The organism is Pseudomonas sp. GD04158 (genome assembly GCF_029834875.1).
GTDB lineage: Bacteria > Pseudomonadota > Gammaproteobacteria > Pseudomonadales > Pseudomonadaceae > Aquipseudomonas > Aquipseudomonas hydrolytica.
Genome location: NZ_JAODYT010000002.1, coordinates 68,176 through 88,567 on the forward strand (window position 1 = coordinate 68,176; position 20,392 = coordinate 88,567).

Here is a 20,392-nt window from a genome sequence, read left to right on the forward strand (position 1 = left end):
ATCCGGGCGGCGGGCGCAAGCCCAAGGGCTCCTTGAGGAGCCCTTTTTATTTGCGCAATGCCGCAATGGCATCCACCGCCTCGCGGATCAGCGCCGGTCCCTTGTAGATGAAGCCCGAATAGATCTGCACCAAGCTCGCCCCAGCGGCAATCTTCTCCGCCGCATGCCGACCTTCGGTGATACCGCCGACGGCGATGATGGGCAGACGCCCCCCCAGCTCACCAGCCAGTACCTTGACGATATGCGTGCTCTTGTCGCGTACCGGCGCGCCGGAGAGACCGCCAGCCTCGTCGGCGTGGGCCAGGCCCTCGACGCCTTCGCGACTGAGCGTGGTATTGGTGGCGATGACGGCATCCATATCCGCGCCCAACAGCGCAGACGCGACCAACGCGGTCTCCTCGTCGCTCATGTCCGGGGCGATCTTGATGGCCAGCGGCACGCGCTTGCCATGCTCCTGGGTCAGATCCTCCTGGCGGCGGCGCAGCGCCTCGAGGAGCTCCTTGAGCGAATCGCCGAACTGCAGGCTGCGCAGCCCCGGCGTGTTCGGCGAACTGACGTTGACCGTGACATAGCTGGCGTGGGCATAGACCTTGTCCAGGCAGGTCAGATAGTCGTCCACTGCCCGCTCGACCGGCGTGTCGAAATTCTTGCCGATGTTGATACCCAGCACGCCTTGGTACTTCGCAGCCTTCACGCGCTCCAGCAGGTGATCGACACCGAGGTTGTTGAAACCCATGCGGTTGATCACCGCCTCGGCCTGCGGCAGACGGAACAAGCGTGGCTTGGGGTTGCCCGGCTGCGGACGCGGAGTCACGGTACCGATCTCGACGAAGCCGAAACCCAGCTGGGCAACCCCGTCGATGGCATCGCCGTTCTTGTCCAGACCGGCCGCCAGACCGACCGGATTGGCGAACTGCAGCCCCATGACGCTGGTCGGCAAGCTTGCCGGCGCTTTCGTCAGCAAGCCGTTCAGCCCCAGGCGGCCGCCGGCACCGATCAGGTCGATGGACAGCTCGTGGGAGGTTTCTGGGGACAGTTTGAACAGCAGCTCGCGGGCCAGGGAGTACATGGGCAGGCTTAGCTCGATAGATGAAAAAGGGCAGGCCGGCGATTATAGCCGCGCAGCCATGGCCGGCGCGAGGCACGCACGCCAGATCAGTCCAAAGGGCGTAAGCTGAGAAGCTCGCCCGAGTTGCTGAATTCCAGCACGAAGGAACCATAGATACCGGCATGGGTCAGATAGGGCCGCAAATGATGAGCCGGTAAACTGACTCGGCGGCCATCGCGACTTTGCGCCATAATCCGGCTGGCATGGCCGCGGTAGATGGCCTGCAATCGTTCGGCCGATAACGCAATATCCAGCACCAAGCTGGGCATGGAGGCACCCTCGCAAATGAATGCGGCTATTTTGCCACAGACCTGTACCGCCACTATCGCTACCGCGCCGCGCTACGCTATATGGGCAACAGCCGTTTGCGTCTGCCACACTGCAAGGGACGCTTCAGGAGCGATCTGCCGGCCATGAGTTTGTCCGAGTCTTCCCCTCTCAGCACCCGCCTGACCGCTCTGGCACAACGCCTGGGGCTGATCGGCCGTGGCTCGCGGCAGATATTCGCCAGGGCCAGCGCGTTGCGTCTGCCCTTCAAGGTACTACCGGCACCCGAGACCAGCATCTGCTGGCATGCCAACCCTCATCTGCAGCGCCTGATCGACCTGCCGCGAGGCGCACTGTCCGGTCCGGTTCAGGAAGACAAGGCGCAGGCACACTCGGCCCTGACTCAGGTGGTGGAAGCCGAAGCTCAGCAACTACAGACTTTCGACCTGCGCCTGATCCACGGGTTCGCCTGTGCGACCGCAGGCTCGCAGAGCTACGCCAGCTTCGAGGACTATGCCGCGAGCGAACACTGCAAACAGGTTCGCATCATCAGCTACAAGGATTTCGTCAAGACCATCAGCCTGGCCCTGCCACGCTTTCTCGCCGGAGAGCCCATCGAACTGCGCCAGGCCAGCTGGCGCGGCGCGCAAACCTTCTGGGCAGGAGAACATCAGGGCGAGGCCTTTGCCGGTGCCATCGCCTATGCACGCAGACGCGGCCTGGAAGTGATGCTGCCAGCCAAGCTGGTTCGTTACCGCCTGAGCCAGCCGGGTCTCGAGAATCTGCAGGCGCGTTATCACGTTCTGGCCATGCCGGGCGAGGCCTGGAGCGACCCGAGTTTCATGGGGCTGCTGCTGGACAATGGCTTGCCCTACGCACGCCTGTCCCTGCTCAAGACCGTCGGTGCACCGGAGTTTCTGCTGCTGCCCAAGGAGCACCCGGAGGCCACGGCCCTGGGCGAAGGCTTGCGCCTGGCCGGCGCGCCGGACGTACTGGGCTATCTGCACCAACTGGGTCTGTAACGCGGCGACGGGCCCATTCGCATAAGCTGCGCTGCGCGCACCGGCCATCCCATCCGAGCTGGTGTACGTGACGCTACGATCACTCGTCGCAGCCGCGCAACAGGCGCCCGATCATATCCAGGGAGTAACCGCGATAAGCGAGAAAGCGCCCCTGCTGGGCACGCTCGCGGGCATCATTAGGTAGCCGGCCGGCGTACTTGCGCTGCCAGGTCTCACGCAGCTGTTCGAACCAGTCGATCCCGCTGTCGCGCAGCGCCTGGTCGATATCGCCACGCGCCAGACCGCGCTGTCCCAGCTCTTCGCGAATGCGCTGCGGACCATAGCCGGCACGGGCGCGATAGGCGACGAAGCTTTCCAGATAGCGCGCCTCCGACAGCAACCCCTCTTCCGCCAGACGATCCAGGGCGCCGTCGATCAGCTCATCCGGGGCGCCGCGCTTGCGCAGCTTTCGGGTCAGCTCCACTCGCCCGTGTTCGCGTCGCGCCAGCAGGTCCATGGCCGCCCGCCTCACGGCGAGCGGGTTATCCAGCACGGCGGTCATGCTCCAATGGCTTAGAAGTCGACTTCGGCGTCAGCCAGCTCGTCTGCCGCGGCTTTGACCGGCGCACCGCTGACCAGCAGTTTCTCGCGGATCTGGCCTTCGATTTCGCGGGCCACCGCCGGGTTGTCTTCCAGGAACTTGGCGGCATTGGCCTTGCCCTGGCCGATCTTGTTGCCCTGGTAGCTGTACCAGGCGCCGGATTTCTCGACCAGGCCCTGTTGCACGCCCAGGTCGATGATCTCGCCGTTGCGGTAGATGCCCTTGCCGTAGAGGATCTGGAACTCGGCCTGGCGGAAAGGCGGGGCCACCTTGTTCTTGACGATCTTCACGCGGGTCTCGCTGCCGACCACTTCCTCGCCTTCCTTGACCGCGCCGGTGCGGCGGATGTCCAGACGAACCGAGGAGTAGAACTTCAGCGCGTTACCGCCGGTGGTGGTTTCCGGGCTGCCGAACATCACGCCGATCTTCATGCGGATCTGGTTGATGAAGATCACCAGGCAGTTGGCATTCTTGATGTTGCCGGTGATCTTGCGCAGCGCCTGGCTCATCAGGCGCGCCTGCAGGCCGACGTGCATGTCGCCCATCTCGCCTTCGATCTCCGCTTTGGGCACCAGGGCGGCCACGGAGTCGACGATGATCACGTCGATGGCGTTGGAGCGCACCAGCATGTCGGTGATTTCCAGTGCCTGCTCGCCGGTGTCCGGCTGCGACACCAGAAGGTCGTCGACGTTGACGCCGAGCTTGCCAGCGTAATCGGGATCCAGCGCGTGCTCGGCGTCGACGAAGGCACAGGTGGCGCCGTTCTTCTGCGCCTCGGCGATCACCGACAGGGTCAGGGTGGTCTTACCGGAGGATTCCGGCCCGTAGATTTCGACGATACGGCCCTTCGGCAGGCCGCCGATGCCGAGGGCGATGTCCAGCCCCAGCGAACCAGTGGAGATGGCCGGAATGGCCTGACGCTCATGGTCGCCCATGCGCATCACCGCGCCCTTGCCGAACTGCTTCTCGATCTGGCCCAGGGCAGCCGCCAAGGCGCGCTTCTTGTTCTCGTCCATTACCATCCTCGCGTATTCAGTAGGGCCTCAGCGGCCGCCAACAACTGTATAAGTAGCCAGTATTATTCCACAGGGCAAGTCGCCCGCCTACCCCGCAGACGGATTTTCCTCTGCAAGCAGGCGCGAAAGCCCCGCCAGAGCGGTCTCGACCGTTTGTCGGCGAACTTCCTGGCGATCCCCTGCGAACTGTTTGCGCACGCTGAACAGCCGCTCGCCATCGCCCCAGGCCAGCCATACGGTGCCTACCGGCTTCTCCGGCGACCCGCCGTCGGGCCCCGCCACACCACTGACCGCAACCGCATAGCGCGCACCGCTATGGGCCTGGGCGCCGCGCACCATAGCCTCAACCACCTCGCGACTGACCGCCCCAACGGTGGCGAACAGCTCGGCAGACACACCCAGCTGCTTGCTCTTCTGCGCGTTGGAGTAGGTGACGTAGCCGGCCTCGAACCAGGCCGAGCTGCCGGGGATACGAGTGATGGCCTCGGCGATGCCACCCCCGGTGCAGGACTCGGCAGTGGTCACCTGGGCGCCAGCGTCTTGCAGTTGCCGGCCCAGTTGCGCGGCCAGTTGGCTGATTGAATCCATATCTTCTCCGGGGTGAAACGAGTCAGGCCGATACCCTACACTAGGCGCTTTTGCGATTTAAGCCGGACAGTCGAGACCATGACGGACCTCTCTCAGCACACCCCGATGATGCAACAGTACTGGAAGCTGAAGAACCAGCACCCGGACCAGCTGATGTTCTACCGCATGGGGGATTTCTACGAGATCTTCTACGAAGACGCGAAGAAAGCCGCGAAACTGCTGGATATCACCCTGACCGCGCGCGGCCAGTCCGCCGGTCAGTCGATCCCCATGTGCGGCATTCCCTTCCATTCGGTCGAGGGCTACCTGGCCAAGCTGGTCAAGCTCGGCGAATCGGTGGTGATCTGCGAGCAAATCGGCGACCCGGCCACCAGCAAGGGGCCGGTGGAACGCCAGGTGGTGCGCATCATCACCCCCGGCACCATCAGCGACGAAGCGCTGCTCGACGAGCACCGCGACAACCTGCTGGCCGCCGTGCTGGGCGATGAACGCCTGTTCGGCCTGGCCGTGCTGGACATCACCAGCGGCCGTTTCAGCGTGCAGGAGATCAGGGGCTGGGAAAACCTGCTGGCCGAGCTGGAGCGCCTGAACCCCGCCGAACTGCTGATCCCGGATGACTGGCCGCAGGGCCTGCCGGCGGAAAAGCGCAAGGGCTCGCGTCGGCGCGCGCCCTGGGACTTCGACCGCGACAGCGCCTTCAAGAGCCTGTGCCAGCAGTTCGGCACCCAGGACCTGAAAGGCTTCGGCTGCGAGAACCTGACCCTGGCCATCGGCGCCGCCGGCTGCCTGCTGAGCTATGCCAAGGAAACCCAGCGCACCGCCCTGCCCCACCTGCGCAGCCTGCGTCACGAGCGCCTGGACGACACGGTGATCCTAGATGGCGCCAGCCGCCGCAACCTGGAGCTGGACGTCAACCTTTCCGGCGGTCGCGACAACACCCTGCAATCAGTCATGGACCGCTGCCAGACCGCCATGGCCAGCCGTCTGCTGGGCCGCTGGCTGAACCGCCCGCTGCGCGATCGCGCGGTGCTGGAGGCGCGCCAGGACGCCATCGCCTGCCTGCTCGACGGCTACCGTTTCGAAACCCTGCAGCCGCAGCTCAAGGAGATCGGCGACCTCGAGCGCATCCTCGCCCGTATCGGCCTGCGCAATGCGCGCCCGCGCGACCTGGCGCGCCTGCGCGACGCCCTGGCCGCGCTGCCGGACCTGCAGCAGGCGATGACCACACTGGACACGCCACACCTGCAGCAGCTGGCCACCTCTATCGCCACCTACCCGGAACTGGCCGACCTGCTGGCCCGCGCCATCATTGACAATCCACCGGCGGTGATTCGCGACGGCGGCGTGCTGAAGACCGGCTATGACGCCGAACTGGATGAGCTGCAGGCGATGAGCGAGAACGCCGGCCAGTTCCTCATGGATCTGGAAGCGCGCGAGAAGGCCCGCACCGGCCTGGCCAACCTCAAGGTCGGTTACAACCGCGTGCACGGCTATTTCATCGAGCTGCCGACCAAGCAGGCCGAATCGGCGCCGGCCGATTACATCCGCCGGCAGACCCTGAAGGGTGCCGAGCGCTTCATCACCCCGGAGCTCAAGGAATTCGAAGACAAGGCACTGTCGGCCAAGAGCCGCGCCCTGGCCCGCGAGAAGATGCTCTACGACGAGCTGCTGGAACGCCTGATCGGTCACCTGGCACCACTACAGGACAGCGCTGCAGCACTGGCCGAACTGGACGTGCTGAGCAACCTGGCCGAGCGTGCGCTGAATCTGGACCTGAACCGCCCGCGCTTCGTCGACGAGCCGTGCATGCGTATTGATCGGGGTCGCCACCCGGTGGTCGAGCAGGTGCTGGCCACCCCCTTCGTGGCCAACGACCTGGATCTCGACGACAACCGCCGCATGCTGATCATCACCGGGCCGAACATGGGCGGTAAGTCCACCTACATGCGCCAGACCGCCCTGATCGTGCTGCTGGCCCATATCGGCAGCTTCGTCCCGGCCGCGGCCTGCGAGCTGTCGCTGGTCGACCGCATCTTCACCCGGATCGGCTCTTCCGACGACCTGGCCGGCGGCCGCTCCACTTTCATGGTGGAGATGAGCGAAACTGCCAACATCCTGCACAACGCCAGCGAGCGCAGCCTGGTGCTGATGGACGAAGTCGGCCGCGGTACCAGCACCTTCGATGGTCTGTCGCTGGCCTGGTCGGCGGCCGAGCACTTGGCGCGCCTGCGCGCCTTCACCCTGTTCGCCACCCACTATTTCGAGCTGACGGTGCTGCCGGAAAGCGAGCCGGTGGTGGCCAACGTGCACCTTTCAGCCACCGAGCACAACGAGCGCATCGTTTTCCTCCATCACGTCCAGCCCGGGCCGGCGAGCCAGAGCTACGGCCTGGCGGTGGCGCAACTGGCGGGCGTACCGGGCAGCGTCATCAGCCGCGCGCGCGAGCACCTGGCGCGCCTGGAAGCCACCAGCCTGCCCCATGACCTGCCGCGCCAGGAGCCCGGCCAGCCGCAGGTGCCGATGCAAAGCGACCTGTTCGCCAGCGTGCCGCACCCGCTGCTTGAGCAATTGCACAAGATCAACCCGGATGATCTAACGCCACGCAAGGCACTGGAGCTGTTATATACCTGGAAGACGCAGATCTAACGCTCACTACAACAAGCTGCTAGAATCGCGCGCAAATTTACGACCGCCCGGTTTATAGCCTGAGCCGCGGCCACAGACAGAGCGCCTGACAGCCCTTCGCAGAAAGGGCGCAGGCCGCCGCCCGAGGAGAGAATCAGACATGACCTTCGTCGTTACCGACAACTGCGTCAAATGCAAATACACCGACTGCGTGGAAGTCTGCCCGGTTGACTGCTTCTATGAAGGCCCGAACTTCCTGGTGATCCACCCGGACGAGTGCATCGACTGCGCCCTGTGTGAACCCGAGTGCCCGGCTCAGGCGATCTTCTCCGAGGACGAAGTGCCCGAGGACATGCAGGAATACATCGAGCTGAACGCCGACCTGGCAGAAGTCTGGCCGAACATCACCGAGAAGAAGGACTCGCTGCCGGACGCCGAGGAATGGGATGGCGTGAAGGACAAGCTGCAGTATCTGGAACGCTGAGTTCGCCTGGAAACACGAAGACCCGCCGAGTGCGGGTCTTTTCGTTTCTGCGGGGCAATTTTTTGATCGTTGCCGCGGCGAAACGGGCGGCCCCAAGAAATCGCAGGCAAAAAAAGGGGCGGCTTGCGCCGCCCACTTTTATTCCCTAGTCCCTTTGTTTCCCAACTCATCGTCCTGATGGATCGCATCTTGCGACAGTCCTGATCATCATCCTGATGACCTGTGCTTGTCCCTGAGCACGGGTGTGATATTAGCCGCTACAGCATTCAGCACAACCTGATCGAAATACTCCGCAAGGGTTCGCGCTCATTCGTCGAAAAACTTAAAATTTCTTTATAATCATGTACTTATAAAAAATCTCGGCTCATGGAAGCCAGATATCCTCGGCCGCGCGGCACAAACACTGACAACATCTGTAAGCAATGGCTTACATGCCTGCGCATAAAAAACCCGGCCGAAGCCGGGTTGGTGATCAGGGCATGGGTCTACTGGAACAACGCATCGCTGGACAGGCCATTCTTCTCAAGAATTTCGCGCAGACGCTTGAGCGCCTCGACCTGGATCTGCCGCACACGCTCGCGCGTCAGGCCGATCTCCTGCCCTACTTCTTCCAGGGTACAGCTTTCGTGCCCGCGCAGACCGAAGCGGCGCACGACGACTTCGCGCTGCTTGTCGGTCAGGTCCGACAGCCACTGATCGATGCTTTGCGACAGATCATCGTCCTGCAACAGCTCGCAGGGATCGGTCGGTCGATCATCGGTCAGGGTATCGAGCAGGGTCTTGTCCGAGTCCGGACCGAGCGAGACGTCCACCGAGGACACCCGCTCGTTGAGGCCGAGCATGCGCTTGACCTCGCCCACCGGTTTTTCCAGCAGGTTGGCAATTTCTTCCGCAGAGGGCTCGTGGTCGAGCTTCTGGGTCAGTTCGCGAGCCGCACGCAGGTAGACGTTGAGCTCCTTGACCACATGAATCGGCAAACGGATGGTTCGCGTCTGGTTCATGATGGCCCGTTCGATGGTCTGGCGGATCCACCAGGTCGCATAGGTCGAAAAACGGAACCCCCGCTCCGGATCGAATTTTTCCACGGCGCGGATCAAGCCCAGATTGCCCTCCTCGATCAGGTCGAGCAGGGAAAGGCCGCGATTGACGTAACGCCGAGCAATCTTCACCACCAGGCGCAGGTTGCTTTCGATCATGCGCTTGCGCCCGGCAGGATCGCCCTTCTGCGCCAGACGCGCGAAGTGCACTTCCTCCTCGGGAGTCAGCAGGGGGGAAAAACCGATTTCGTTGAGATACAGCTGAGTGGCGTCGAGCGCCCGGGTGTAGTCGATGTACTTGTGCTGCTTGGAGGGGGTGGCGTGCTTGGCCTTGGCGCGCGCGACCGGTGTTTCCACCTCATCGCTCTGAACCTCGCCCAAAACGATGCCTGGCTCCATGAGGAGCAGTTCATCGTCGACGTCAAACTCCGGCGCTTCTTTTTTGGTGAGAGCCATTGTTGTTGTCCCTAGCTGAGTTCGACAACAGACTCTGGCGGTACCTTCCTGGCCACACCGGAGCCCGTCCCTCCTACGCGATGGGACGGGCCGGCGGCGGATCAACGACGTGGCAGATACTGCAGCGGATCGACAGGTTTACCTTGGCGGCGAATCTCGAAGTGCAGTTTCACCCGGTCGGCCCCTGTAGACCCCATCTCGGCAATGCTCTGCCCGGCTTTGACCTGCTGCCCCTCCCGTACCAATAGCCTGCGGTTATGACCGTAGGCACTTACGTAGGTATCGCTGTGCTTGATGATGATCAACTCGCCGTAGCCCCGCAAACCACTCCCGGCGTACACCACTGAACCATCAGACGCAGCTAAAACAGGCTGTCCTAATTCCCCCGCGATATCAATGCCTTTATTCAAACTACCGTTTGAGGAGAAACGGCTGATGACCGTGCCCTGCGTTGGCCAGGCCCAGCCACTGGCAGAGCGGCTCACCGGCGTGACCGGTGTGGTGGCAGGCGCGCTGGCCACAGGCGGTCTGGTCGGCGCTGGCGTGGGTTGCGTACTCGGCGTGGTAGCTACCGGTGGACGCCTGGGCGCCGGCTGCGTCGCTACCGGAGCACTGCCAGCCGAAGGCGCCGAGGCTATCGGCTGAGCCGGGGTCGGGCGATTGTCGAAGCGGATGACCTGGCCGACACGAATCAGGTAGGGGTCACGCAGGCCATTGTGCGCGGCCAACGCCTTCCAGTCCCAACCGAAACGAAAGGCAATGGAATAGAGCGTATCGCCACGCTGCACCACGTAATGACCGCTGCGTACCGGCTGACGCTGCACCACCGGAGCGCTGCCCTGATTATGCCCGCGGTCGACCACCTGTACGCCACCCGGCGGCGGACTGGCGCAACCGGCCAATGCGCTGGCGGCAAGCAAGGCGAGCCACAGGCGAAAGCCTGCAGCTCTGCGAACTAGCACGTGAACGGCAGTGCAACTCACCCAACTGCTCCCTGAACGATTCCGAATATGGCGGCTATTGTGCCGGATTTATCTGGCACGACCATCATCGGCCGGCTGGCGCCCGGCCAGCCATTCCAAACCCAGCACCAGTGCGATACCGCCTGCCGCCAGCAGCACGGCCAGCAGCAGCTGCGGGTCCTGACCACTGACCTCGGCGAAATGCCCGGGCAGCAGATTGTTCTGCAGCAGCGGTACCTGCGCACCCTTGCTGTCGATGCGCCAGCTCAGGGTCTCCTTCCAGGGCCATACCTTATTCAGAGAACCCAACATCAGCCCGGTGAGAAACGCCAGGCTGAGGTCGCGCCAGCGTGCCAGCAACCAGCTGAGCAAACGCGCAAAACTCAGAAGCCCGACCAGACAGCCAGCGGCAAACACCCCCAGCACGGCAAAGTCGAGCTCCTTCACCGCGCCCAGCACCACCGAATAGAGCCCGAGCAGCAGCAGGATGAAACTGCCGGAAACCCCCGGCAGGATCATGGCGCAGATGGCGATGGCGCCCGCGAGGAGCAGCGTCGGCAGGTCGCTGCCCCACTGTACCGGCGCAGCCACGGTAATCCAGTAGGCGAAGGCCATGCCGAGCAGAAAACTCAGCGCCCGGCTCCAGTTCCAGCGCCTGATTTCACGGCCGACCAGGTAACAGGACACCAGGATCAAACCGAAGAAGAACGACCAGACCGGTACCGGATGATGCTCCAGCAGATAGGTGATCACCCGCGCCAGGGTCACGATGCTGGTCAGGATGCCGCCGAAAAGCACCAGAAGGAAGGTCGCATTGGCCATCTGCCAGGCGTCCTTGAGCTTCCCGCGCAACAGCAGCACGAGCGCCTCGGGAATACTGGCGATGGAACGCAACAGCTCGTCGTAGATGCCGCTGATGAAGGCGATGGTGCCACCGGACACGCCCGGCACCACATCGGCAGCGCCCATGGCCATACCCTTGGCATAGAGCAGGAAGTGTTTCTTCATGGATCCTTCCAGAAATGAAAGAGCGGTCAGGCCAGCGGCCCGTTGAGTAAGGGGACGAAACGCACCGCATCCAGCACATGGCGAGAAAAACCATGCTCTTCGCGCACGATCAGCAGCAGTTGCTGCACATCTCCCGCGCCGACCGGGATGACCAGACGGCCACCGGGCGCCAGTTGGTCGAGCAGCGCCTGCGGAACCTGCGCCGCCGCCGCGGTGACGATGATGCCGTTGTATGGCCCCAGCGCATTCCAACCTTCCCAGCCATCACCCCAGCGGAAGACCACGTTGCGCAGGCTGAGTTCGGCCAGACGCTCCTTGGCGCGGTCCTGCAATACCTGGATACGCTCGACCGAGAACACCCGCTCCACCAGTTGCGCCAGCACGGCGGTCTGGTAGCCGGAACCGGTGCCGATCTCCAGCACCTTGTCCAGCGGGCCGGCAGCCAGCAGCAGCTCGGTCATGCGGCCGACCATATAAGGTTGGGAAATGGTCTGGTTGTGCCCGATGGGCAGCGCCGTGTCCTCGTAGGCACGGTGCGCCAGCGCCTCGTCGACGAACAGATGGCGCGGCGTGCGCCGAATCACCTCGAGCACCCGCGCGTTGGACAGCCCCTCTTCGTAAAGACGCTGAATCAATCGCTCACGGGTGCGCTGCGAGGTCATGCCGATCCCGCGGCGCTGCATATCGTCCTGGCCACGCATCAGAAGATGCCCTCCAACCAGCCATCCATAGTTTCGAGAGCCTCATTGAAGGTGCGATCGAGCCGTAACGGCGTGATCGATACATAACCCTGCATCACGGCATGGAAATCGGTGCCCTGGCTGCCGTCCTCGACATCGCCGGCGGCGGCGATCCAGTAGCCTTCCTTGCCGCGCGGGTTGACCACCTTGACCGGCGCTGCCGCGCGTGCGCGATGGCCCAGGCGGGTCAGTTGCACGCCACGGATATGCTCCAGCGGCAGATTCGGCACGTTGACGTTGAGCACGGTACGCGGCGGCAGTTCGAGGCGCTCGTGCGCTTCGACCAGCTTGCGAGCGAAATAGGCGGCGGTGGGCAGATTGTCGGGAAGACGCGAAAGCAGCGAAAAGGCGAACGCCGGCCTGCTCAGGAAGCGGCCTTCCAGCGCGGCGGCGACGGTGCCGGAATAGAGCACGTCATCACCCAGGTTGGCGCCCAGGTTGATGCCGGAGACGACCATGTCCGGCGTCTGTTCGAGCAGGCCGTTGAGCCCAAGGTGCACGCAATCGGTAGGCGTGCCATTGAGGCTGATGTAACCATTGCTCAGGGCCATGGGATGCAGCGGACGGTCGAGGGTCAGCGCACTGCTGGCACCGCTCCTGTCTTCGGCAGGGGCAATCACCACGCACTCGGCATAATCGGCCAGCGCCTGGTGCAACGCGGCGATGCCGGGTGCGTTCACCCCGTCGTCGTTGGAAATCAGAATTCGCATGGAGTATCCGTCTGCCCTGCTGGCACCAGATCGAGAAGTTCGCGCACCACCACGGTGGCGAAACATCCGGCCGGCAGGACGAATGCAAGTTGCAGAATATCGGGTTCCGGATAATGCCATGACAGGCCGCCGATGGGGAGGCGCAGAATGCGCCGTTCGTGCGCCATGTCCGCCTTGACCAGCCAGTCCACCAATTGCCCGGCCTCGTCGGCCACGCTCTGCTCCAGCATCTGCGTAGCGCCGCCGGTCGGCAGCGGCCCGTCGCCCCACAGCGGCCCGGTCGGATGCAGGTCGAGAATGGCCAGGCGCGGATCGCTGCATTCGGCCTCGCCGGCCAGGAAGAAACTGCGGCTGCCGGTAAAGGCCAGCAGGTCGCCGATCTGCGCCTGGTTCCAGGTGCCTGCGGCGACGCGACGGGCCAGTACCTGATTGAACAGGTGGCTGCGCGCCGCGGAGAGCAGGCGCGAACGCAGGTTGCGCTGCACCGGCAGCTCCTGGCGGGCGGCGAAGTCTCGAGCCTGCACGACGTTGCCACCGTCGAAGCCGAAGCGCTGCAGGCCGAAGTAGTTGGGCACGCCCTGCTCCGCGACGCGCTGCAGGCGCTGCTCCAGGGCATCGCGGTCCGCTTCGAGGGCCGTCAGGCGCAGGGTGAAACCATTGGCCGAATGGGCGCCGCGCTGCAGCTTGCGGTTGTGCCGCTGGCTGCGCAGGATGGCCAGGTCATCGCCCTGTGCAGCGGCCAGGTCGGGATCGGCCTTGCCCGGCAGGTGCAGGCTGAACCACTGCCGGGTCAGCGCCTGTCGATCCTTGAGCCCGGCGTAGCTGACCGCCTTGAGCGGCAGGCCGGCGGCGCGGGCAATGCGCCGCGCCGCCTCCTCGGTGTTCAGGCCGCGTTTTTCCACCCACAGCCACAGGTGTTCGCCCTGCCCCGTGAGCGGAATGTCCAGCACCTCGTCGACCTGAAAATCCTCGGCACTGGCCTTGAGCACGGCGCGCCCGCAGGCTTCGCCATGGGCCCGCGGCCCCAGCAGTTGCAGCTCGTTCATGCCTTGACCAGCAAGGCCACGGCGTGCACCGCAATACCTTCCTCGCGCCCGGTGAAGCCGAGCTTCTCGGTAGTGGTAGCCTTGACGTTGACCTGATCCAGCTCGACGCCGAGGTCTTCGGCAATGCGCTCGCGCATGCTCTGGATATGCGGCGCCATCTTCGGCGCCTGGGCGATGATGGTGGCGTCGACATTGCCCACGGCGTAGCCCTTGCCCCGCACCAGGCTCATCACATGGCGCAGCAGGGCGCGGCTGTCGGCGCCCTTGAAGGTCGGATCGGTATCGGGGAAGTGCTTGCCGATATCGCCCAGCGCCACCGCACCGAGCAGGGCATCGCTCAGCGCGTGCAGCAGCACGTCGCCGTCGGAATGAGCGACAAGACCGAATTTATGGGGAATCCGTACGCCGCCGAGGGTGATGAAATCGCCTTCGCCGAAGCGGTGTACGTCATAGCCATGACCGATACGCATAAAGAACAACGCCCTGAAAAAGTCAGGGCGTGATTCTACATGCACAGACTGCAGTAGGGTGCGCCGTGCGCACCACCGAGAACCGGAGTCCGCCCTGTTGCACGCAACCTAGGCGGCCCCGCCCCTCCTACGCCAGCGCTTCGGCGTGATGACGCAGGTGCTCGTCGATAAAGCTGGCGATGAAGTAGTAGCTGTGGTCATAGCCCGGCTGCATGCGCAGCGTCAGCGGATGACCGGCGGCCTTGGCGGCAGCCTGCAATGCCTGGGGTTTGAGCTGGCCTTCGAGGAAGTCGTCGCGATCGCCCTGATCGACCAGGATCGGCAGTTTCTCGCTGGCTTCGGCGATCAGCACGCTGGCATCCCACTCGCGCCAGCGCGAACGCTCCTCGCCCAGGTACAGCGAAAAGGCCTTCTCGCCCCAGGGGCAGTTCATCGGGTTGCTGATGGGGGCAAAAGCCGATACCGAGCGATAGCGCCCCGGATTCTTCAGCGCACAGATCAGCGCACCGTGCCCGCCCATGGAGTGGCCGGCGATGCCGCGCTTGTCCGAGACCGGGAAATTGGCCTCGATCAGCGCCGGCAACTCCTGCACCACGTAGTCGTACATGCGGTAATGGCGCGCGAAGGGCTCCTGGGTGGCATTGACGTAGAAACCCGCGCCGAGGCCGAAGTCATAGGCGCCATTGGCGTCGTCGGCCACCCCTTCGCCGCGCGGGCTGGTATCCGGCGCGACGATGATCAGCCCGAGTTCGGCGGCCATGCGCTGGGCGCCGGCTTTCTGCATGAAGTTCTCGTCGGTGCAGGTCAGCCCGCTCAGCCAGTACAGCACCGGCAGCCTGGCGCCCTGCTCGGCCTGCGGCGGCAGGTAAACGGCGAACACCATGTCGCAGTTGAGGCTGCTGGAGCGATGGCGGTAGCGCTTGTGCCAGCCGCCGAAGCTCTTGTTGCTGGAAACGATTTCGAGGGTCATGACCACTCCGTAGGGTGCGCCGTGCGCACCAGGGTTAGCGGTGCGCGCAGCCCAGGCGGCCCCGCGCACCCTACGAAAGAATCCGCACGACCATCGGCCGTGCGGCGCGTCATCAGAAATGAATGACGGTACGAATGCTCTTGCCTTCGTGCATCAGCTCGAACGCTTCGTTGATCTGATCCAGCGGCAGGTTGTGGGTGATGAAGGTGTCCAGCGGAATCTCGCCGCTCTGCGCCTTTTGCACATAACCCGGCAGTTCGGTACGGCCCTTCACGCCACCGAAGGCGCTGCCGCGCCAGACGCGACCGGTGACCAGCTGGAACGGGCGGGTGCTGATCTCGGCACCGGCCGGCGCCACGCCGATGATGGTCGACTCGCCCCAGCCCTTGTGGCAGCACTCCAGCGCTGCACGCATCAGCTGCACGTTGCCGATGCACTCGAAGCTGTAGTCGACGCCACCGTCGGTCATCTCGACGATGACCTCCTGGATCGGCTTGCTGTGCTCCTTCGGGTTGACGAAGTCGGTCAGCCCCAGCTCACGCGCCACGGCTTCCTTGGCCGGGTTGATGTCGATGCCGATGATGCGCGAAGCCTTGGCCATCTTGGCGCCGATGATGGCCGCCAGGCCGATGCCGCCCAGACCGAAGATGGCCACGGTGGAGCCTTCGGTGACCTTGGCGGTATTGAGCACGGCGCCAATGCCGGTGGTCACGCCGCAGCCGAGCAGACAAACCTTCTCCAGCGGCGCCTCCTTGGGAATCTTGGCCAGGGAGACTTCCGGCAGCACGGTGTACTCGGAGAAGGTCGAGCAGCCCATGTAGTGGTAGATCGGCTCGCCGTTGTAGGAGAAGCGACTGGTGCCGTCGGGCATCAGGCCCTTGCCCTGGGTGGCGCGCACGGAGCTGCACAGGTTGGTCTTGTTGGATTTGCAGAATTTGCACTCGCCGCATTCGGCGGTGTACAGCGGAATCACGTGATCGCCGACCGCCAGCGAGGTGACGCCCTCGCCCACCGCCTCGACGATACCGCCCCCTTCGTGACCGAGAATGCAGGGGAACACGCCCTCGCTGTCCTGGCCGGACAGGGTGTAGGCGTCGGTGTGGCAGACGCCGGTCGCGACGATGCGCACCAGCACTTCACCGGCCTTGGGCGGCGCCACATCCACTTCGACGATTTTCAGGGGCTCGTTCGGGGCGAAGGCAACGGCGGCGCGGGACTTGATCATGACAGCTCTCCGGGGGAGTCGTGGACAGTGGCCGGCAGTCTAGTTCACATACCAGGCGAGACAATCAGCAGAAGAGCAAAACATTATTGCCATACAGGGATAATATTGGGCCTCTTTACATCGCCCGCAAGCGGGCTCCTACAAGTGCAGGATGCAATCGGGCACAGGAGAAAAAGCATCGATGAGTCGCTGGGAAGGGCTCGACGAATTCGTCGCCGTCGCAGAATGCGGCCAGTTCAGCGCCGCCGCCGAGCGCCTGGGGCTGTCCACGTCACAAGTCAGCCGCCAGGTGGCACGCCTGGAAGAACGCCTGCAGAGCCGCCTGTTCTACCGCAGCACCAGGCGGGTGGCGCTGACCGAGGCCGGCCAGTTGTTTCTGCAACACTGCCAGCGCCTGCAGGATGCCCGCGAAGAAGCCCTGCGCGCGGTTGGCGATCTCGGCGCTGAACCCAAGGGGCTGCTGCGCATGACCTGCGCGGTAGCGTATGGCGAGCGTTTCATCGTGCCGCTGGTCAACGACTTCATGGCGCGGCATCCGCAGTTGCGCGTGGAGATCGAACTGTCCAACCGCCAGCTCGACCTGCTGCACGAAGGCCTGGACCTGGCCATACGCCTGGGTCGCCTGCAGGACTCGCGCCTGATGGCCGCGCGCCTGGCCCCGCGAGAAATGTACCTGTGCGCGGCGCCCGAGTACCTGCAGCGCTACGGGCGCCCGCACTCGCTTTCCGAACTGGCCCGGCACAACTGCCTGATCGGCAGCAGCGATCACTGGAGCTTCGTCGACAACGGACGGGAGACGCAGATGCGCGTGCAGGGCAACTGGCGCTGCAACAGCGGCCAGGCGGTACTCGATGCGGCGCTGCGTGGCTTCGGCCTGTGCCAGCTACCCGATTACTACGTGCTGGAGCATCTGGCCAGCGGCGCACTGGTGTCCCTGCTGCAACAGCACCGCCCGCCGAATACGGCGGTCTGGGCGCTCTACCCGCAGCAACGGCATCTCTCGCCGAAAGTGCGCCAACTGGTCGACCACCTCAAGGCGGGCTTGAGCGAGCGCATCGAGTACCGCCCGCAACAGAATGTCACAGCCAACGGTTGAACCGTGGGGGATCGGCAAGGCCATACTGAAAGCAGGACTCTTTCAGCGGCGCTGACGCCGCGTTCCCCCTGGCAACAGAAGGAAAGCCTCATGCAAGTCATGGTCAACAGCGATAACCACATCCACGGTTCTGCCGCCCTGGAAGACCGAGTACGCGGTCGGGTCACCGACAAACTCAAGCGTTTCGAGGATCATCTGACCCGCATCGAAGTGCATTTCAACGACGAGAACAGCCACAAGAGCGGCGGCCAGGACAAGCGCTGCCAACTGGAGGCTCGTCTCAAGGGTCGAGACCCGGTCTCGGTCAGCCATAACGCCGATCAGTTGGAACAGGCACTGGAGGGCGCCATCGACAAGCTCGGTACGGTGCTGGAACGCAATATCGGCAAGCAGCGCCCCAGCTGATCTCAGCGCTGCCGGTCGCGTTCGACCCAGGCCTGGCGTAACCAGGCCAGGTCCTCGGGGCGGGTGATCTTGAGATTGTCCGCCCGCCCCTCCACCAGACGCGATGATTGCCCGCACCACTCCAGCGCGGAGGCCTCATCGGTGATCGGCACGCCTGCCGCCAGCGCGCCACGCAGCGCCTGGCTCAGCGCCCCAAGGCGGAACATCTGGGGCGTATAGGCCTGCCAGATCTGGCTGCGATCGACGGTTTGCGCCACCCGCCCATCCGCGTCGGCACGCTTGAGGGTGTCACGCACCGGCACCGCGAGCAGACCGCCGACCGGGTCGTCCGCCAGAACGACCAGCAACCGTTGCAGATCTTCGCGCGCCAGATTGGGCCGGGCTGCATCGTGCACCAGCACCCAGTCTTGCTCACCTGCGCCGGCAGCCTGCAACGCATCGAGCCCAGCCAGTACCGAGTCGGCGCGCTCACGCCCGCCTGGCGCACGCCTTACGCGCGGATCACTGGCTACTGCCAGTTGCGGCCAGTAGGGGTCGTCCGCAGCCAGGCACACCACGGCGCCCAACAGGTCGGGATGATCGAGAAAACAGTCGAGGGTGTGTTCAATGATGCAGCGCCCGGCGACTTGCAGGTACTGCTTGGGCCGATTGGCCGCCATTCGCGCACCGACGCCGGCGGCCGGGACCACCAGCCAGAATTTCGTGCTCATTCGGTCAGCAGATAGAGGGTTTCGCCCTCTTTGAGCATGCCCAGCTCATGACGCGCCCGCTCTTCCACGGTTTCCATGCCGCGCTTGAGCTCCATCACCTCGGCCTCGAGGATGCGGTTGCGTTCCAGCAGGCGCTCGTTCTCGCCCTGCTGCTCGGCGATCTGTTGCTGCAGACGGCTCGCGGCAGCCAGGCTGCCGTCGCCTATCCACAGTCGATACTGCAGACCGGCCAGCAAAAGGATCAGCACGATGAACAGCCAATACGGACTACGCATGGAGCGGCTCGCAGATTGAGTCATCGGCATGGTAGGGGCTGCATTCATGCTTGAAAAGAAGCCGTCTGATGAGTGACATGGGGTTTCGGTACCTGCATCCGTGCAATGGTTCCCAGGGATCGACGAAGCGTCCACGAAAAAGGGCGACTTGCGTCGCCCTTTTCTACCACGCAGTGATCAGCCGCGGAACTCGGCACGGCCTTTGTATGGTGCTTTGCCACCCAACTGCTCCTCGATGCGCAGCAGCTGGTTGTACTTGGAAACGCGGTCGGAACGGCACAGCGAACCGGTCTTGATCTGACCTGCGGCAGTACCCACGGCCAGATCGGCAATGGTGCTGTCTTCGGTTTCGCCGCTGCGGTGCGAGATCACCGCGGTAAAGCCGGCGGCCTTGGCCATCTGGATGGCTTCCAGGGTCTCGGTCAGCGAGCCGATCTGGTTGAACTTGATCAGGATCGAGTTGCCGATCTTCTCGTCGATGCCGCGCTTGAGGATCTTGGTGTTGGTCACGAACAGGTCGTCGCCAACCAGCTGCACCTTGGCGCCGATCTTGTCGGTCAGCACCTTCCAGCCGGCCCAGTCGGACTCGTCCATGCCGTCTTCGATGGAGATGATCGGGTAACGCTGGGTCAGGCCAGCCAGGTAGTCGGCGAAACCGGCGGCGTCGAAGACCTTGCCCTCGCCTTCCAGGTCGTACTTGCCGTCCTTGAAGAATTCGCTGGAGGCGCAGTCCAGCGCCAGAGTCACGTCATCACCCAGCTTGTAGCCGGCGTTGGCAACAGCTTCGGCGATGGCGGCCAGGGCGTCTTCGTTGGAGGCCAGGTTCGGCGCGAAACCACCTTCGTCACCCACGGCAGTGTTCAGGCCACGGGCCTTCAGTACGGCTTTGAGGTGGTGGAAGATTTCGGCGCCCATGCGCAGGGCATCAGCGAAATTCTTGGCGCCGACCGGCTGGACCATGAATTCCTGGATGTCGACGTTGTTATCGGCATGCTCGCCGCCGTTGATGATGTTCATCATCGGCACCGGCATGGAGTAGACACCCGGGGTGCCGTTCAGGTCGGCGATGTGCGCATACAGCGGCACGCCCTTGGCCTGAGCGGCGGCCTTGGCAGCAGCCAGGGACACGGCGAGGATGGCGTTGGCGCCCAGCTTGGCCTTGTTCTCGGTACCGTCGAGCTCGATCATCGCGCGGTCCAGCGCCTGCTGATCGGTCGCGTCCTTACCCAGCAGCAGGTCGCGAATCGGGCCGTTGATGTTGGCGACGGCTTTCAGCACGCCCTTGCCCAGGTAACGGCTCTTGTCGCCGTCACGCAGCTCCAGCGCCTCGCGCGAGCCGGTGGAGGCGCCGGACGGAGCGCACGCGCTGCCGACAATGCCACCTTCCAGAATTACATCGGCTTCCACGGTGGGGTTGCCACGGGAGTCGAGAACCTCACGACCCTTGATGTCGACGATCTTTGCCATTCTTGATAACGCTCCAAAGGTTGACGATAAGACGGCAGCAGCAGGCTGCGCTGGGCCGCCGCTACCCGAGGGCAGATCGGCGGCTCACTCTGACTCACGGGTCAGGGGATTTTTCTCGGGCGGCA

Annotated in this window: 22 protein-coding genes; 5 read left to right on the forward strand and 17 right to left on the reverse strand. The window is 64.0% G+C overall.

Features of this window, described 5'->3' with window-relative positions; genetic code table 11:
- Positions 1-46 precede the first annotated feature (46 nt).
- Together N7333_RS01430 and N7333_RS01435 are read right to left on the reverse strand one after the other, a co-directional pair.
- Positions 47-1,069 (reverse strand): quinone-dependent dihydroorotate dehydrogenase, encoded by a 1,023-nt coding sequence (locus N7333_RS01430; RefSeq protein ID WP_279858188.1) that lies wholly within the window; start codon positions 1,067-1,069, stop codon positions 47-49.
- Positions 1,070-1,155: 86 nt separating this feature from the next.
- A complete protein-coding gene (locus N7333_RS01435) occupies positions 1,156-1,377 on the reverse strand; it encodes a DUF2835 domain-containing protein (protein ID WP_003244264.1) in 222 nt (73 codons plus the stop codon).
- Positions 1,378-1,521: 144 nt separating this feature from the next.
- Between N7333_RS01435 and N7333_RS01440 the strand changes: the two genes are divergently transcribed.
- Positions 1,522-2,397, forward strand: coding sequence for a DUF6685 family protein (locus N7333_RS01440; RefSeq protein WP_003244262.1), 876 nt, complete (start codon positions 1,522-1,524; stop codon positions 2,395-2,397).
- A gap of 79 nt (positions 2,398-2,476) precedes the next feature.
- On the opposite strand, the gene recX is transcribed toward N7333_RS01440, so the two are convergent.
- From recX to N7333_RS01455, 3 genes are all read right to left on the reverse strand, one after another.
- A complete protein-coding gene (gene recX, locus N7333_RS01445; protein WP_041772931.1) occupies positions 2,477-2,938 on the reverse strand; it encodes a recombination regulator RecX in 462 nt (153 codons plus the stop codon).
- Positions 2,939-2,949: 11 nt separating this feature from the next.
- Entirely contained in the window at positions 2,950-3,993 is a 1,044-nt protein-coding gene (recA, locus tag N7333_RS01450) for a recombinase RecA (protein ID WP_012019162.1), read from the reverse strand.
- Positions 3,994-4,080: 87 nt separating this feature from the next.
- Positions 4,081-4,581, reverse strand: a complete 501-nt coding sequence (locus tag N7333_RS01455; protein WP_279858191.1) for a CinA family protein — start codon at positions 4,579-4,581, stop codon at positions 4,081-4,083.
- Positions 4,582-4,659: 78 nt separating this feature from the next.
- Here N7333_RS01455 and mutS point away from each other — a divergent pair, with 78 nt between their 5' ends.
- Both mutS and fdxA read left to right on the forward strand, forming a co-directional pair.
- Complete coding sequence (mutS, locus tag N7333_RS01460) at positions 4,660-7,227, forward strand: DNA mismatch repair protein MutS (RefSeq protein ID WP_279858192.1); 2,568 nt, start codon at positions 4,660-4,662, stop codon at positions 7,225-7,227.
- A gap of 139 nt (positions 7,228-7,366) precedes the next feature.
- On the forward strand, positions 7,367-7,690 hold the full coding sequence (gene fdxA / locus N7333_RS01465) for a ferredoxin FdxA (protein ID WP_003244255.1): 324 nt from the start codon (positions 7,367-7,369) through the stop codon (positions 7,688-7,690).
- Between the two features lie 485 nt (positions 7,691-8,175).
- Here fdxA and rpoS read toward each other — a convergent pair whose 3' ends face one another.
- From rpoS to N7333_RS01510, 9 genes are all read right to left on the reverse strand, one after another.
- Entirely contained in the window at positions 8,176-9,183 is a 1,008-nt protein-coding gene (gene rpoS, locus N7333_RS01470) for an RNA polymerase sigma factor RpoS (RefSeq protein WP_003244254.1), read from the reverse strand.
- Positions 9,184-9,284: 101 nt separating this feature from the next.
- Positions 9,285-10,145 (reverse strand): peptidoglycan DD-metalloendopeptidase family protein, encoded by an 861-nt coding sequence (locus N7333_RS01475; RefSeq protein WP_279858282.1) that lies wholly within the window; start codon positions 10,143-10,145, stop codon positions 9,285-9,287.
- Positions 10,146-10,214: 69 nt separating this feature from the next.
- Positions 10,215-11,153: a DUF368 domain-containing protein gene (locus N7333_RS01480; RefSeq protein ID WP_279858193.1), complete on the reverse strand. Its 939-nt coding sequence runs from the start codon at positions 11,151-11,153 to the stop codon at positions 10,215-10,217.
- 26 nt (positions 11,154-11,179) lie between these two features.
- Positions 11,180-11,815: a protein-L-isoaspartate(D-aspartate) O-methyltransferase gene (locus N7333_RS01485; protein ID WP_003244247.1), complete on the reverse strand. Its 636-nt coding sequence runs from the start codon at positions 11,813-11,815 to the stop codon at positions 11,180-11,182.
- Positions 11,816-11,853: 38 nt separating this feature from the next.
- On the reverse strand, positions 11,854-12,603 hold the full coding sequence (surE, locus tag N7333_RS01490; RefSeq protein ID WP_148117727.1) for a 5'/3'-nucleotidase SurE: 750 nt from the start codon (positions 12,601-12,603) through the stop codon (positions 11,854-11,856).
- Positions 12,591-13,649, reverse strand: a complete 1,059-nt coding sequence (gene truD / locus N7333_RS01495) for a tRNA pseudouridine(13) synthase TruD (protein ID WP_279858194.1) — start codon at positions 13,647-13,649, stop codon at positions 12,591-12,593. Before truD ends, surE begins: the two co-directional genes overlap by 13 nt.
- Positions 13,646-14,119, reverse strand: a complete 474-nt coding sequence (gene ispF / locus N7333_RS01500; protein WP_012019169.1) for a 2-C-methyl-D-erythritol 2,4-cyclodiphosphate synthase — start codon at positions 14,117-14,119, stop codon at positions 13,646-13,648. The genes truD and ispF overlap by 4 nt, the downstream gene beginning before the upstream one ends.
- Before the next feature lie 127 nt (positions 14,120-14,246).
- Complete coding sequence (fghA, locus tag N7333_RS01505; protein WP_195882140.1) at positions 14,247-15,095, reverse strand: S-formylglutathione hydrolase; 849 nt, start codon at positions 15,093-15,095, stop codon at positions 14,247-14,249.
- Positions 15,096-15,201: 106 nt separating this feature from the next.
- Positions 15,202-16,314, reverse strand: a complete 1,113-nt coding sequence (locus N7333_RS01510; protein WP_012019171.1) for an S-(hydroxymethyl)glutathione dehydrogenase/class III alcohol dehydrogenase — start codon at positions 16,312-16,314, stop codon at positions 15,202-15,204.
- 181 nt (positions 16,315-16,495) lie between these two features.
- On the opposite strand from N7333_RS01510, the gene N7333_RS01515 reads away from it, so the two are divergent.
- On the forward strand, positions 16,496-17,410 hold the full coding sequence (locus N7333_RS01515; RefSeq protein ID WP_279858199.1) for a LysR substrate-binding domain-containing protein: 915 nt from the start codon (positions 16,496-16,498) through the stop codon (positions 17,408-17,410).
- 90 nt (positions 17,411-17,500) lie between these two features.
- Positions 17,501-17,815, forward strand: coding sequence for an HPF/RaiA family ribosome-associated protein (locus tag N7333_RS01520; RefSeq protein WP_003244239.1), 315 nt, complete (start codon positions 17,501-17,503; stop codon positions 17,813-17,815).
- A 2-nt stretch (positions 17,816-17,817) separates the two neighbouring features.
- Here the strand turns inward: N7333_RS01520 and ispD are convergent, their stop codons facing one another.
- The 3 genes from ispD to eno form a co-directional block, all read right to left on the reverse strand.
- A complete protein-coding gene (gene ispD / locus N7333_RS01525) occupies positions 17,818-18,525 on the reverse strand; it encodes a 2-C-methyl-D-erythritol 4-phosphate cytidylyltransferase (RefSeq protein ID WP_279858200.1) in 708 nt (235 codons plus the stop codon).
- Positions 18,522-18,800, reverse strand: coding sequence for a septum formation initiator family protein (locus N7333_RS01530; RefSeq protein ID WP_003244235.1), 279 nt, complete (start codon positions 18,798-18,800; stop codon positions 18,522-18,524). Before N7333_RS01530 ends, ispD begins: the two co-directional genes overlap by 4 nt.
- 177 nt (positions 18,801-18,977) lie before the next feature.
- The gene (gene eno / locus N7333_RS01535) at positions 18,978-20,267 is read right to left on the reverse strand and encodes a phosphopyruvate hydratase (protein ID WP_003244233.1); all 1,290 of its coding nucleotides are present in this window, start codon (positions 20,265-20,267) and stop codon (positions 18,978-18,980) included.
- Between the last annotated feature and the right edge of the window lie 125 nt (positions 20,268-20,392).